This is a genomic window from Clostridium sp. UBA4548 (assembly GCF_002387895.1).
GTDB lineage: Bacteria > Bacillota > Clostridia > Clostridiales > Clostridiaceae > Clostridium_J.
In genome coordinates this window covers 34269-48087 of record NZ_DGLI01000044.1, presented here as the reverse complement: position 1 = coordinate 48087, position 13819 = coordinate 34269, and the positions used below count along the sequence as shown (strand labels likewise).

The following is a 13819-nucleotide window of genomic DNA, read 5'->3' as shown; positions in this document are numbered from 1 at the left end:
TGTCGGCATGCCAAGAAATGATGAAAAGAAAAAGTTTAAGTGTTCCTTTTGTGGTAAGAGTGAGGAACAAGTAAGAAGACTTATTGCAGGACCTGGAGTATACATTTGTGACGAATGTATAGAACTTTGCTCTGAAATTATAATTGATGAGCGTGAAGGTGATGTACAAATTGACATGGATGCACTACCAAAGCCAGAGGAAATTAAAAAATATCTGGATCAATATGTAGTAGGTCAGAATGATGCGAAAAAGTCCCTAGCAGTTGCAGTTTACAATCATTATAAAAGGATTAACTCACCTATAAATGATGGAGATGTTGAATTGCAGAAAAGTAATATCTTATTATTAGGACCAACAGGTTCAGGTAAAACACTTTTAGCACAAACTTTAGCGAAAATGCTTAATGTACCATTTGCTATAGCAGATGCCACTACATTAACAGAAGCGGGATATGTGGGAGAAGATGTTGAAAATATACTTTTAAAATTAATTCAAAACTCTGACTATGATGTGGAAAGAGCTGAGAAGGGTATAATATATATTGATGAGATTGATAAGATTGCGAGAAAATCGGAAAATCCATCAATAACAAGAGATGTATCAGGCGAAGGTGTTCAACAAGCACTATTAAAAATTCTAGAAGGAACAGTAGCTTCCGTGCCACCACAGGGGGGAAGAAAACATCCTCATCAAGAATTTATTCAAATTAATACATCTAATATATTATTTGTTTGTGGAGGCGCTTTTGATGGCCTAGAAAAAATAATTACAAGAAGAACCCAGAAATCTTCAATTGGTTTTGGTGCAGAAGTGCAGTCCAAGGAAAATAAGGATATTGGAGCGCTATTAAAACAAATAATGCCTGGAGATTTATTAAAGTTTGGATTAATTCCAGAGTTTGTTGGTAGACTTCCAATAATTGTTACACTAGAAGCGCTTGATGAAGAAGCTTTAGTTAGTATATTAAAAGAACCGAAAAACGCATTAATTAAGCAATATATGAAACTTCTAGAAATGGATGATGTTCAACTGGACTTTGATGATAATTCTTTGAAAGCCATCGCTAAAGAGGCTATGAAAAGAAATACAGGAGCAAGAGGATTGAGAGCTATAATAGAAGAAATGATGAAGGATATTATGTTTGAAGTTCCTTCAAGAGAAGAGATTGAAAAAATCATAATTCATGAAGATACTTTACTAAGCAAAAAACCAGAATACGTTTTGGCAGAAAGCGGAAAAAGGCAACCTCTTAAAATCGAGAGTAAAAGTAGAACTAAAAGAGGATCAGAGCCAGCATAATATGTAGTCAAAAACCCTTATGTATTTAGCATAGGGGTTTTATTATTTAGAAAAGATTAGCAGTAAACCTAGCTAATCTTTTCTTATTATATAATGGAAGAGATATGAATTGTAGCAAAATTTTCTATAATTTAGAATATAAATCCACTTATATGTAAAGAATAATATTATAATCAATAATTTAAATAACATATAGGGAGGGAAGTTAGTTTAATAAGGTATTAAACTAAAAAAAATATGGGATCAGCAACAGTAATAATTATGTTAATTCAACTGTTTTTTACAGTGGTAATCGGCTTATACTTCTTTAATGCCTTAAAAGGACAACAAAGTTCCAAAGTGGTTATTAATAAGGAAAATGCCAAGGAAGTAGAAAATTTAAGAAGATTAAAGAGTATAGCCCTCTCGGAACCCTTAACTGAAAAAAGCAGACCTTCAAAGTTCGAAGATATAATAGGGCAAGAAAAAGGGATAAAGGCATTACAAGCAGCAATTTGTGGACCAAATCCACAACATGTAATCATTTATGGGCCTCCAGGGGTTGGAAAAACTGCGGCTGCAAGATTAGTATTAGAAGATGCAAAAAAAAGACTTACATCACCATTTGGACCCCAGGCAAAGTTTGTAGAAATTGATGCTACTACTATTAGATTCGATGAACGTGGAATAGCAGATCCTCTTATCGGATCAGTACATGACCCTATATATCAAGGAGCGGGACCTTTAGGAGTAGCAGGTGTACCACAGCCAAAACCAGGTGCAGTTACGAAAGCTCATGGAGGTGTGTTGTTTATTGATGAAATAGGAGAATTACATCCTATTGAAATGAATAAACTATTAAAAGTATTAGAGGATAGGAAAGTTTTTTTAGATAGCGCATATTATAATGCCGAGGATCCCAATATGCCATCTTATATAAAGGAAATATTTGATGAGGGATTGCCAGCAGACTTTAGACTTGTTGGCGCAACCACAAGGAGTCCTGAAGAAATTATACCAGCAATTAGATCAAGATGTGTAGAAATATTTTTTAGAGGTTTGCAACCAGAGGAGATAGAAACAATTGCTCGAAGAGCAATGAATAAGATTGGATTATCCCTAGAGGATAAAGCTGCAAAACTTGTTGGTAGGTATGCTACCAATGGAAGAGATGCAGTTAATTTGATACAACTTGCTTCTGGTATTGCAATTAATGAGGAGAGAAATATAGTAAGTGTAAGTGATGTTGAATGGGTAATTGAAAATGGCCAATATTCTCCACGTCCTGATAAGAAAATTAATGAAAGACCACAAGTTGGGTATGTAAATGGATTGGCAGTTTATGGTGCAAATATGGGAGCAATGATGGAAATTGAAGCAAGTGCAATAAAATGCAAAACTAAAGAAGGAATAGTTAAAATAACAGGGATTGTTGAAGAGGAAGAGATAAGTGGAAACAATAGAAAGATGAAAAGAAAGAGCACTGCAAAGTGTTCAACTGAAAATATGATTACTGTTCTAGAGAAATTCTACAATATAGATACTAATAGTTTTGATATACACATAAACTTTCCTGGTGGAACACCTGTAGATGGACCGTCAGCAGGGATAGCTATTACTACAGCAGTATACAGTGCTATCACAGGTAAAAATGTAGATAATAAGATTGCTATGACAGGGGAAATATCTATTCATGGTCTTGTTAAGCCGGTAGGAGGTGTAAATGCTAAAGTTCAAGCCGCAAAAAAAGCTGGAGCTACTAAAGTTCTTATTCCTAAAGATAACTGGCAAGAAAGTTTTTCAGAACTAGAAGGAATCAAGGTAATTCCTGTGTCCTCAATTAAAGAAGTCATTGAAGAAGCAATTATTACAGAACAAGTTTTCCATATAACTGTTGAAAATATTGAGAAAAAATTAGATATATTATCTGCCACTTCTCTTGATGCGTAAAAAAATATGGAACAATAAATATCAGAAAAGAAAGAAATAAAAAGCTATAGCATATTTTATAGTGTTTATTAATAAGAAATCAATAACAAATAGGGTTTAGTAAATAATGAAGCTAATTTACTAAACCTTTTTTGTATTGATTAATGTGTTAAATAAATTGCAAAACTGAAGAACTTAAGTGAAAGTCAGGTAATGTATTTTATTTTAAAGGAATAGTAGATTAATGATTAGAATAACTATTGATTGTTGTATTAAAGATAATACAATTAGGAGTTTATACTAGTAGAATTTTCATTCATCTATATAAGTTAATATACATAATAAAAACTAACATTTGGTTAAGTGGTAAAACAAATTAATCCAATATTAATTGAAAAAAATTACTTTTATAGGTATAATATATAAGTCTTATAGCAACACATAATTAGGATATAATACAATTAAAGAAAAAAGCATGTATATTTGTTAATACTATATATAATATATTATTTAACTGTGATATAATTAGATGTTTATAGCAAGATTTTGAGTTAGCATAGGTAATTATATGCTATAAACTTGAAATTCGATGATTCAATAGCTTAGAGATGAAAAAAGCAAATATTTCAATATGGTTTTCAAATGTATTAAGAAAATTGCTCATTTTAATAATATTTATTTTAGTAAGTATTGTTAAAATGAATGTAGAAAAGAGGGAAGAACAATGGAGAATAACTTTTTAAAACTTCCTGTAATCCCATTACGAGGTGTTAATATTTTTCCTCATATGGTATTACATTTCGATGTAGGAAGAGAAAAATCAGTAGCAGCAGTTGAAGAAGCAATGTCTACGGATCAAAAGATTTTTTTAGTTGCGCAAAGGGATGCAAAGGTTGAAGAGCCTTCTGCTGATGAAATATATAATATTGGAACTATATGTCACATTAAACAATTTGTGAAGCTTCCAGGGGACCAACTTAGAGTTTTAGTGGAAGGGGAACAAAGAGGAAGAATAAGTAATTTTGCTGATGAGAAGGGCATGTTTTATGGAGACATTGAAATTCTAGAGGACATATCGCGCCAAGAGGAGAATGAATGCGAAGCATATAAAAAATTAATTGATAAAGCTTTTGATGAATACTTAGAATTAAGTGGTGAAAGTTTAAATGAAATATTCACTGAGCTTGAAGAAGAAAGTGGACTAGGCAGATATTGTGACATTATTGGAGCCTTTCTAATGCTAAAGACTGAAGCAAAACAAGAGCTTATAGAAATAGTAGACGTTAAAGAAAGGCTAGAAAAACTATTACTAATTATAAAGAATGAGATAGAAGTTCTTAAAATAGAAAAAGCTATTGGAAGTAAAATAAAAAATAAAGTTAATAAGGTCCAAAAGGAATTTTACCTTAGAGAACAGCTAAAGGTGATTCAAGAAGAATTAGGTGAAGATGATGAGGAAAGTAAGGAATTAAAGCAGTATGAAGAAAGAATTTATAAGGCTAAGCTCCCAAAAGAAGCAAAAGATAAGGTTTTATATGAATTTAATAGGCTAAAAAGTACAGGCGTAGGAAGTCAAGAAAGTGCAGTAATTAAAACCTATTTAGACTGGGTTTTAGATTTGCCTTGGAATAAGTTTACAAAAGATAATTTAGATATAAAAAATGCCAGAGAAGTATTAGACAAAGAGCATTATGGACTTGAGGATGTTAAGGAAAGAATAATTGAATACTTAGCAGTAAGAAAAATAAGTAAAACTCTAAAGGGGCCAATTCTTTGTCTAGTAGGTCCTCCAGGGGTGGGGAAAACCTCCATAGCAAAATCTGTGGCCAACTCCTTAGGCAGAAAATTTGTAAGAATGAGTCTTGGTGGAGTTAAAGATGAAGCAGAAATAAGAGGGCATAGAAAAACCTACGTTGGTGCAATACCAGGAAGAATAATTTATAGTATGAAACAGGCTGGATACAAAAACCCACTATTCTTACTTGATGAAATAGATAAAATGGGTGCAGATTTTAAGGGAAGTCTTGCTGATGCATTGCTTGAAGTTCTTGATAGCGAGCAGAATTCTACTTTCAGAGATCATTACTTAGAGCTAGATTTTGATTTATCAAAAGTACTTTTTATTACAACAGCAAACTCTTTAGAAGGCATATCAAGACCATTATTAGATAGAATGGAAATCATTGAAGTATCTGGATATACTACTGAAGAGAAATTTCAAATAGCAAAAGCACATCTTCTTCCTAAGTTATTAAAAGAGCATAATGTGGAGGATGGCAAATTATTAGTTCAAGATAATGCTATAAGTACACTAGTTGAAAATTATACTAGGGAGACTGGGGTTAGAGCTCTAGAGAGAAAAATTGCTTCAGTTATTAGAAAAGGTATAACAGAATTAGTAGAGAAAGATAAGAATAAAATTATTATAAATTCTAATTTAATAAAGAAATATCTAGGGCCAGTAATATATACCTATGATGATCTAGATAAAGAAGATAAGATAGGGGTAGTAACAGGTCTAGCTTGGACAGGATACGGTGGAGACACCTTACCAGTAGAAGTTACTGTAATGGAAGGCGACGGTAAGTTACAACTTACAGGTCAACTTGGGGATATAATGAAGGAATCTGCCAAGGCCGGATTTAGTTATGTAAGAGCAAATGCAGATAAGTATGGAATAGATAAAGACTTCCATAAGAAAAAAGATATTCATATCCATATCCCAGAAGGTGCTATTCCTAAAGATGGTCCTTCAGCAGGGGTAACAATGGTAACTGCTATGATTTCTGCTTTAAATGGAAGAAAAGTAAACCACAAAGTAGCAATGACGGGAGAAATAACATTAACAGGAAGAGTTTTACCAATAGGTGGGCTAAAGGAAAAAAGTTTAGCAGCTTATAGAATGGGCATAAAAACAATAATTATTCCAAAAGATAATAAAAAGGATTTAGAGAATGTGCCAAAAGCAGTTAAGTCAAAAATTAAATTTATAATTGCAGATAAAGTAGACGATGTACTACAAAATGCACTAATTGGAGAGATAGAACATGGAAATTAAACAATCAGAATTTATTACGTCGGCTGTAAAGCCAGATCAATATCCTACGGATAATAGAATAGAAATTGCTTTCGTTGGCAGATCCAATGTTGGAAAATCATCCTTGATTAATACACTTACCAACAGAAGAAAGCTTGTAAAAGTAAGTGGAACCCCAGGAAAGACAAGACTAATTAATTTCTTCTTAATTAACAATGAATTTTATTTTGTTGATTTACCTGGGTATGGTTATGCTAAGGTCTCAAAAAGTGAAAAAGCCAGCTGGGGAAGTATGATGGAAAAATATCTTATAAATCGCCCCCAATTAAAGAAGGTATTGCTTTTAGTAGATTCAAGACATAAGCCAACAGGTGATGATATACTTATGTATGAATGGATTAAACATTACGGCTATGAAGTTGTTGTAGTAGCTACAAAGAAGGATAAGCTTACAAAAAATGAACTTCAAAGAAGTGTAAAAGTAATTCGAGAAGCATTAAAACTTAACAAGGATGAAAAAATTCTATTTTTCTCATCTTTAAAAAAGGAAGGGAAAGAAGAACTACTTGGAGAAGTTTTCGGAGATATATACCTAGAAGATAATACTGAAGTTTAGAATAAAGAGTACCTAACAAATAATAGGTACTCTTTATTTTATAGCGGTATGATATAATACTTATATAAGTATTATGAATTTATTACATTATGGAAATTTAAACTTACTAAGGTGAAAATCTGTTAAATGTATCTTAATAATATTAGCATGTTATTATTGTGAGAAAACAATAATAACATATAAGATTCATCACATTTCTTAGGAATGGAAAGTAGTTGAATTGAATAATATTAGTAGTACGAAAAATAAATTGGAGGTTTTTATGGAGATATTAATAAATATTCTTATAGTACTATTGTTGTACGTAGTTCCGTTAATTGTGTTTGTAAGAACAGTTAAATGGAGAAAATACTCAAAGAGTATAAATATTATTATTATGATTGCTTACTTAGGCTTAATTTTTATAATACCTAGTATGCAATCAAATGTGCTACCTTTTGCTATTGTGTTGATCATTATGTATAGAATGAAAGGTAATTTCCGTGGAGATAATGATTACTTCACCTATGGTTTTTCTATAAGAGAATTTAAATTTTTTAGTGGAGTTAGGTATGCCTTAGTTGGATATGGAATGGTGTTTTTAGTTTCACTAATTACACAATTTTTACTTAATGCTCTAGGTATTGAACTAAAAACACAAGAAGTTATAGACAGTTTGGCTAGTTATGATATTGCAAAATTTTTAATTGCTACACCTTCAGTAATAATTTTTGCTCCGATTGTAGAGGAGTATGTTTTTAGATATATTTTATTTGAAAAGATATTTAGAAAAGTCTTTAAGGGAAGTATTGGGTTTATATTAAGTGCCCTTCTAGTAAGCTTAATATTTGCAACTGTTCATAATAACTTAGCTGCTTTGGGAATGTTGTTTGTTATAAGCTTCTATAACTGTTACTTAATTGAGAAAAAAGGTTACTGGTATGCTGTTTTTAATCACTTCTTTGTTAATATGCTTACTACCACATTTTTATTTGTTTCAAAATTAGTTTAGATTGGAGTAATTTTGTATAGTATACTGGACAAAAATTACCTACAAGTAAGTGAAGTTACTTATGAAATGAGGGATTAAGAATCAAAAAATTATGCAATCTATTAGTATGTTAATGTAAATGTAACTAGTGATAAATCACTTTATACCATAAAATAGTGAATTAATAAGTAAATTCTTGATGTCAAGAATCAGTAAAAAAACAAAACCAACTTTNNAAAGTTGGTTTTGTTTTTTTATTATTTAGTAACAAAAAAAGTACTTAATAATAATATGTTATTAAGCAAAGGAATATGAAAAGTAAACTAAACATAAGAAAAAGTTTTAAAAATTTTTAAAAGGAAAATTTAAAATAGTGTCAAAAACGAAAGCTAATCCATAGTATATAGTATACAAAAGATAAAAATTAACTGAGTCTTCTGGTAAAGGAGGAAGAGCTATGGAAAACTATTCAAGTTTATTAAACCTATTAGCGGGCATGGATTCTTCACAGGCAGAAGGCACATCAGGAATATCATCATTATTAGGTGGCAATAGAAAGTTATTAATATGGGTAATATTATTTTTAATTTTCTTTAGTTGCTACTGCAATGGTAGAGGTTATGGCAATGGCTATAATAACTGCTGCTGTGATTATGATTATGATTATGATGACTGCTGCTGTAAGAAACACAAAAAACACAAATGTAAAGATTGCTGCTGTATAGAAATAGACCCATGTTGCTTCGGTAATGCAGGTTACGGAAACCGTGGATATGGCGGAGGTCTACTTGGTGGATGCGGCTGTGGAATAAATATCTGCACAATTGCCATATTAGCTGCAATTTTTTTAATTAGAAAAGGATGCTAAAGATATTAACTATAAAACAACTAAAGAGTTAGAATATCAAAAGAATATCAAGTGAATAAACAATGAATGAATATGTATAATTTCAGAAGACAAAGAAAAAAACAAACTAAACTTAAAATGTAAAAAGATCAAAAGTTAAGAAAAAAATAAATTATAAATGGGAGGATTCAACCATGTGTGGATGCGGAAATCAAAGATTTAACTTTCAACCTTGCACAATTTTATTAGTAATCGCTATATTAGGAAATCAAGGATTACTAAATGACTCACCAACAGCTAAAAATGCATTAACTTTATTACTTCTTTACTGGTTATGCGGATGCAATAACAATAATGCAAGCAATGTAGCTCCATATAGAGAGAACCGTTGCAGATGTAGAAAAAGAAAAGTAAAAGTTTGCTGCTGCTAATTAACGAAGGAATATAATAATACAAAAGCTACAAGATACTAAATGCTTATAAAAGGAGAGATAAACTATGTGTGGATGCGGAAATCAAAGATTTAATTTTGAACCATGTACAATTTTATTAGTAATTGCTATATTGAATAACCTTAACCTTTTAGACACTCATAACAATCCAGTTGCTAAGAATGCATTAACATTATTATTCTTATACTGGTTATGTGGATGCAATGGATCTGGAAATTCACCATATAACAATAAAAAAGGAAATAACAACTATGGTGGATGCTGCTGCTAGTCAGAAGCTTAAGAACTAAATAAAGATTCAACAAAAGATAAGTGAGATGTGTAAACCATGGCCCATGGTGGGGGGTTTCTAGAAAGATAAGAGTTTTAGCAGTCCATGTGAAAACATGGATTGCTTTTTAAAATTATAAATATTTAAAATAGTAGGAGGGTAAAGTTGCCCTCCTATATTAAAAAGAGGTGAGTTTATGGGAAAACATAAGCATAGAAGAAGACATAGTGATTCAAACAATAATCAACAGCTACCTGCACCAATGCCTGGATTTGGAGGCTTAGGTGATATGCTAGGTGGAGGTATGGGCGGAGGCATGAATGGAATGGCAGGGTTGCTTTCATCCTTAGGAGGACTTGGAGGAGGAGGAGGAAATGGAATGGGTTCCCTTCTATCAGGCTTAATGGGTGGCAATGGAGGAAATCAAGGAGGAGCTGATCCTCTTTCTGCACTTGGTGGAATTGGTGGAATAATGAATGCACTTCAAGGATTAACAGGAAATCAGGGGCAACAACCGCAGCAAAAACAACCTGAACCACAGGCAACTAGCTTGAAGGATATACTATCAAACATAAGTGAAGCAGATAAGGACGCTTTAAGGGATGTGTTTAGTGGTTTACTTAATAATGACAATAAGAAAACAGAGCAAAAAATGGAGAGAGTAATTAGTAATCATCAGAAACAAGAACAATCAATAGAACAAATACTATCTAACTTGGATTTTAACTCAATTTTAAATAGTGTTAATAGTATAGATTTCAGCAATATAGATTTTGATAATATTGACTTTAATAATATAGATTTTGATAATATCACTATTAATGATGAGGAAAACGATGAAGATGAAGGCAATGGAGAAGCAGCAGTACAGGATGGAGAAATTATACAAGAAAATGTTTTTAAACCAAATGCAAAGTTAAACGAGAATGAACTTTATGAATTGGTAAATATTTTAATTAAATTAATTGATCCTAATAAATTGAAAACTTTAGAAAAACTGCTAAAAATTTAAAATAAATTACAAATGCCCATAAATCACATAATTTATGGGCATTTTACAATTGAAGAAACTTAAGGCCATATTTTAATTAAGCACCACATCGATAAAGGTGACTTTAAAATGAAAGTTTGTAATGAATACTTTAAAATCATATGAAAACAAAATCATTTTAACTAATAACACTAATTTTAAATAGAGCCATAAGCATTAAAAAATTTACTTTCAAATAAAAATTTTACTTTAAATGAATAAAACTTCAGAACTGGGTAACAATAATAAATGTAATAGGAGTTAAAATCTCCATAATCTCTAAAGTTTATATTTTAGAGAACCCCCCCATCCCCCTTGGGACCTTAAAAGGTCCCTTTTTTATCTTAAATTTAAAGATGTAATCTTGTAAGTGAAGGTTCCATCAGTGTTGGTAAACTTTGTAAGCAGTAAATCAAAAGTAATAGCTTTAGCAGTCTTAGAATTAGATAAAGATGTGCTTTTAAAGTTAAGTGACCACTTGACCTCATGAGGTACTCCATTAGAATCCCAACTTAAGTCTTTAAATAATCCATCTTCAAAAGAATAGGACATACTATTGTTAGCTGTTCCATAGAGTAAGTTCAAGTCGCTTCCACTGATATTATGATAAAAGTATGGTGGTAATGTTAAAGATTCATTAGGAAAGCTTTGAACTAAAGAAATGAAATTGGTAATTATATCCATACCTATATAATTTGTAGGATAATTATAATTAAATTGTTTCAGTTTATCTTTTACAAAAATATAGCTATTATATGATATCTCACCATTATAAATATTTGCTGAAATAATTCTTGGAGTTTTATTATTTTTACTATCTACAAAACCGAAGATATTATTATTAGAACAAAAAATATCATCATACTTTTTCCCATTCCAAAGGAACATGTGTTGAATAGGTTTTCCATGAAAGGAAGACTGCAGAAAAATTTCTTTTATATTATTTCTTGATGCATCTAAAGTAGTAACTTTCATAGGCCAATAATCAAGGGAATCTCCTAGGGTTGGAAAATTAGAACTAGGATCCAAAGCATAGCTAGTACCATCATGGAGATTAATTTGAATATAATAATTTTTATCATCTTTTTTAACATATAAAATATCCTTCTTGCCATCTCCATTCAAATCATCCTGTATAGTTTTGCTATCTTCAACAGAGGTAAAAAAAGTTGCTGATGATGAGTTAGAGTATTTAAAAAGCGCAATTGAAGCACATAACAATAAAGCCAATATAATAAAACTGAAACAGTAGTTCCTATTAAATGATATCTTTTTAGATTTCATATAAACACCCCCCTTAATTAATGTATATGTTATATGTGGAAAATAAATTAATTATAATTGCAAATTTAAATAAAAAAAAGGACTAGCAGATGCTAATCCCTAAAAATTATTTTTCCTTATTGCAGCTTTGGCATAGTCCATAAAAATATACTTGATTAGTAAGAATGTTGTAATTTGTATGATTCTTTACTTCATCGTTTAAGAATGAGAAGGATATTCCTTCTATATCATCTACTCTAAGACAATTAATACAATGAATATGAGGATGAGGAGCTATATTACCGTCATAACGGAAAGTTCCTTCACCAACATTTATTTCTTGAATTAACCCTACTTCTACTAAAACCTTAAGAGCTTTATATACAGTAGCAAGACTCATAGTTGGGTATTCTTCTTGCAGTGCATTGTATATAGTTTCAGCAGAAGGATGTTCTTTGGTAGACATCAAGTACTTATAAACAGCTATACGTTGAGGAGTAAGTTTTAACTTTTTCTCTTTAAAAATCTGTGTAAAATTATCCATGTGCATTTACCTCACTATTTGATTATATCTATTATATAATAAGTATTATCCATTGTCAAAGGAATTATATCATTACAGCATGGAATTATGTATTTTTTTGATAAAAAAAGTTTTTTAAATTATTCATGTTTTTATTCAATTATAAAAAGTTTTACATATATTAGTAATATAGGAGAGGAGGAGAAGTAGCTTGAAGAAAACTTATGTATTAGATACCAATGTTATTCTTTATTCATCAGGGGCATTATTATCCTTTGGAGATAATGATGTAGTAATACCAGAAGTAGTTCTTGAAGAATTAGATAATTTTAAAAAAGATAAAACTGATTTAGGCGCTAATGCAAGGCATGCAGCAAGAACTATTGATAGATTACGAAAAGAGGGGAATTTATGTAAAGGGGTTCTTCTTCCCAATGGGGGGATCTTAAGGGTAGAAATGAACCATTATGATACTAAAATGCCACCGGCATGGGAAAAAGAAAAACCCGATAATAGAATACTACAGGTATGCAAAGCCTTAAAAGACTTAGGTGAGGATGTAATTCTTATTACTAAGGATATATTTGAAAGAATTAAGGCGGACACGGTAAATATAAAAAGTGAAGATTACTATGAAAAGGTAGTCCCAGAAAACGACAGCCAATATACTGGAAGATTAGAAGTATATGTTCCCTCTTATAAACTTGAAGAGTATTATGCCAAAAAATCCTTAAGTCCAGATGACGCTTTATGCTATTCCATTGAACGAGAGGAGTACTATAAACCGGAAATATACACTAACCAATTCGTTCTCATGCATTCAATGGAAAATACAAAACAAACTGCCTTGGGAAGATTTGATGGAAAAAAAATAGTTCCATTATATTATAAGGATATTAAACCTCTAGGACTGAGCCCAAGAAATATAGGTCAAAAATTCATGCTTGAAGCTTTGTACACAGATCCAATTAAAGCTCCATTAGTTATTATAAAGGGGCCAGCGGGTACAGCCAAAACATTATTTTCTCTAGCAACAGGATTACAAAAGATTATAGAGGAAAATACAGGACAGTTTAGAAGAATATTAGTTTGTAGACCAAATGTAACTATGGATGAGGAAATTGGATTTCTACCAGGTTCAGAGGAAGAAAAAATAGCACCTTTCATGAGGCCAATCTTTGATAATTTAGAGATATTAGTTGATTCTGATGAAAAAGAAAGGTATAAGAATGAAAAGGAATTGCAGGATAAAATAAAAGAGTTGTTTGATAGAAGAATTATAACTACAGAAGCAGTGGCATATTTAAGAGGGAGATCTATAGTTAAGAACTGGGTTATTATTGATGAGGCCCAAAATCTTTCGCCAAAGCAAGTTAAAGCAATAACAACAAGGGTTGGAGAAGGAACTAAGTTAATACTTATTGGTGATCCAGATCAGATTGATCATCCATTTATGGACTCTAGGTCTAATGGACTATGTTATGCATCTGAAAAAATGAAAGGTAGCGAACTTTGTTACCAAGTTACACTTAAGTTTGATGAGTGTGAAAGATCTCCTTTAGCATATGAAGCTGCACAAAAATTATAAAAAGGCCTTAGGCC

The 13819-nt window shown here is 31.2% G+C and carries 12 protein-coding genes; 10 read left to right on the top strand and 2 right to left on the bottom strand.

The window, feature by feature from the left end; all coding sequences use genetic code 11:
• Positions 1-7: 7 nt before the first annotated feature.
• From clpX to B3040_RS15620, 9 genes are all read left to right on the top strand, one after another.
• Positions 8-1300 (top strand): ATP-dependent Clp protease ATP-binding subunit ClpX, encoded by a 1293-nt coding sequence (gene clpX, locus B3040_RS15660; protein ID WP_291575195.1) that lies wholly within the window; start codon positions 8-10, stop codon positions 1298-1300.
• A gap of 237 nt (positions 1301-1537) precedes the next feature.
• Positions 1538-3229, top strand: coding sequence for an ATP-dependent protease LonB (lonB, locus tag B3040_RS15655; RefSeq protein WP_291575193.1), 1692 nt, complete (start codon positions 1538-1540; stop codon positions 3227-3229).
• Between the two features lie 703 nt (positions 3230-3932).
• Complete coding sequence (gene lon, locus B3040_RS15650; protein WP_291575187.1) at positions 3933-6266, top strand: endopeptidase La; 2334 nt, start codon at positions 3933-3935, stop codon at positions 6264-6266.
• Positions 6256-6861, top strand: coding sequence for a ribosome biogenesis GTP-binding protein YihA/YsxC (gene yihA, locus B3040_RS15645; protein WP_291575185.1), 606 nt, complete (start codon positions 6256-6258; stop codon positions 6859-6861). Before lon ends, yihA begins: the two co-directional genes overlap by 11 nt.
• Positions 6862-7123: 262 nt before the next feature.
• Entirely contained in the window at positions 7124-7852 is a 729-nt protein-coding gene (locus B3040_RS15640; RefSeq protein WP_291575183.1) for a CPBP family intramembrane glutamic endopeptidase, read from the top strand.
• A gap of 436 nt (positions 7853-8288) precedes the next feature.
• Positions 8289-8699 carry a hypothetical protein gene (locus B3040_RS15635; protein WP_291575181.1) on the top strand — a complete coding sequence of 137 codons (411 nt, stop codon included), beginning with the start codon at positions 8289-8291 and terminating at the stop codon, positions 8697-8699.
• 173 nt (positions 8700-8872) lie between these two features.
• Positions 8873-9109: a hypothetical protein gene (locus B3040_RS15630; RefSeq protein ID WP_291575179.1), complete on the top strand. Its 237-nt coding sequence runs from the start codon at positions 8873-8875 to the stop codon at positions 9107-9109.
• 67 nt (positions 9110-9176) lie between these two features.
• Positions 9177-9401: a hypothetical protein gene (locus B3040_RS15625; RefSeq protein WP_291575176.1), complete on the top strand. Its 225-nt coding sequence runs from the start codon at positions 9177-9179 to the stop codon at positions 9399-9401.
• A 196-nt stretch (positions 9402-9597) separates the two neighbouring features.
• On the top strand, positions 9598-10413 hold the full coding sequence (locus tag B3040_RS15620; RefSeq protein ID WP_291575170.1) for a hypothetical protein: 816 nt from the start codon (positions 9598-9600) through the stop codon (positions 10411-10413).
• Positions 10414-10770: 357 nt separating this feature from the next.
• Here the strand turns inward: B3040_RS15620 and B3040_RS15615 are convergent, their stop codons facing one another.
• Complete coding sequence (locus B3040_RS15615; protein ID WP_291575168.1) at positions 10771-11715, bottom strand: hypothetical protein; 945 nt, start codon at positions 11713-11715, stop codon at positions 10771-10773.
• Between the two features lie 106 nt (positions 11716-11821).
• Entirely contained in the window at positions 11822-12238 is a 417-nt protein-coding gene (locus tag B3040_RS15610) for a Fur family transcriptional regulator (protein WP_291575164.1), read from the bottom strand.
• A 190-nt stretch (positions 12239-12428) separates the two neighbouring features.
• Here B3040_RS15610 and B3040_RS15605 point away from each other — a divergent pair, with 190 nt between their 5' ends.
• Positions 12429-13805, top strand: a complete 1377-nt coding sequence (locus B3040_RS15605) for a PhoH family protein (RefSeq protein ID WP_291575159.1) — start codon at positions 12429-12431, stop codon at positions 13803-13805.
• The last annotated feature ends 14 nt before the right edge of the window (positions 13806-13819 follow it).

Bases quoted from the DNA above. Each gene is read 5' to 3' on its own strand.
- clpX (WP_291575195.1), top strand. From the start codon at position 8: ATGCCAAGAAATGATGAAAAGAAAAAGTTTAAGTGTTCCTTTTGTGGT.
- B3040_RS15620 (WP_291575170.1), top strand. From the start codon at position 9,598: ATGGGAAAACATAAGCATAGAAGAAGACATAGTGATTCAAACAATAAT.
- B3040_RS15610 (WP_291575164.1), bottom strand. From the start codon at position 12,238: ATGGATAATTTTACACAGATTTTTAAAGAGAAAAAGTTAAAACTTACT.
- B3040_RS15630 (WP_291575179.1), top strand. From the start codon at position 8,873: ATGTGTGGATGCGGAAATCAAAGATTTAACTTTCAACCTTGCACAATT.
- lonB (WP_291575193.1), top strand. From the start codon at position 1,538: ATGGGATCAGCAACAGTAATAATTATGTTAATTCAACTGTTTTTTACA.
- B3040_RS15635 (WP_291575181.1), top strand. From the start codon at position 8,289: ATGGAAAACTATTCAAGTTTATTAAACCTATTAGCGGGCATGGATTCT.
- yihA (WP_291575185.1), top strand. From the start codon at position 6,256: ATGGAAATTAAACAATCAGAATTTATTACGTCGGCTGTAAAGCCAGAT.
- B3040_RS15625 (WP_291575176.1), top strand. From the start codon at position 9,177: ATGTGTGGATGCGGAAATCAAAGATTTAATTTTGAACCATGTACAATT.
- lon (WP_291575187.1), top strand. From the start codon at position 3,933: ATGGAGAATAACTTTTTAAAACTTCCTGTAATCCCATTACGAGGTGTT.
- B3040_RS15615 (WP_291575168.1), bottom strand. From the start codon at position 11,715: ATGAAATCTAAAAAGATATCATTTAATAGGAACTACTGTTTCAGTTTT.
- B3040_RS15640 (WP_291575183.1), top strand. From the start codon at position 7,124: ATGGAGATATTAATAAATATTCTTATAGTACTATTGTTGTACGTAGTT.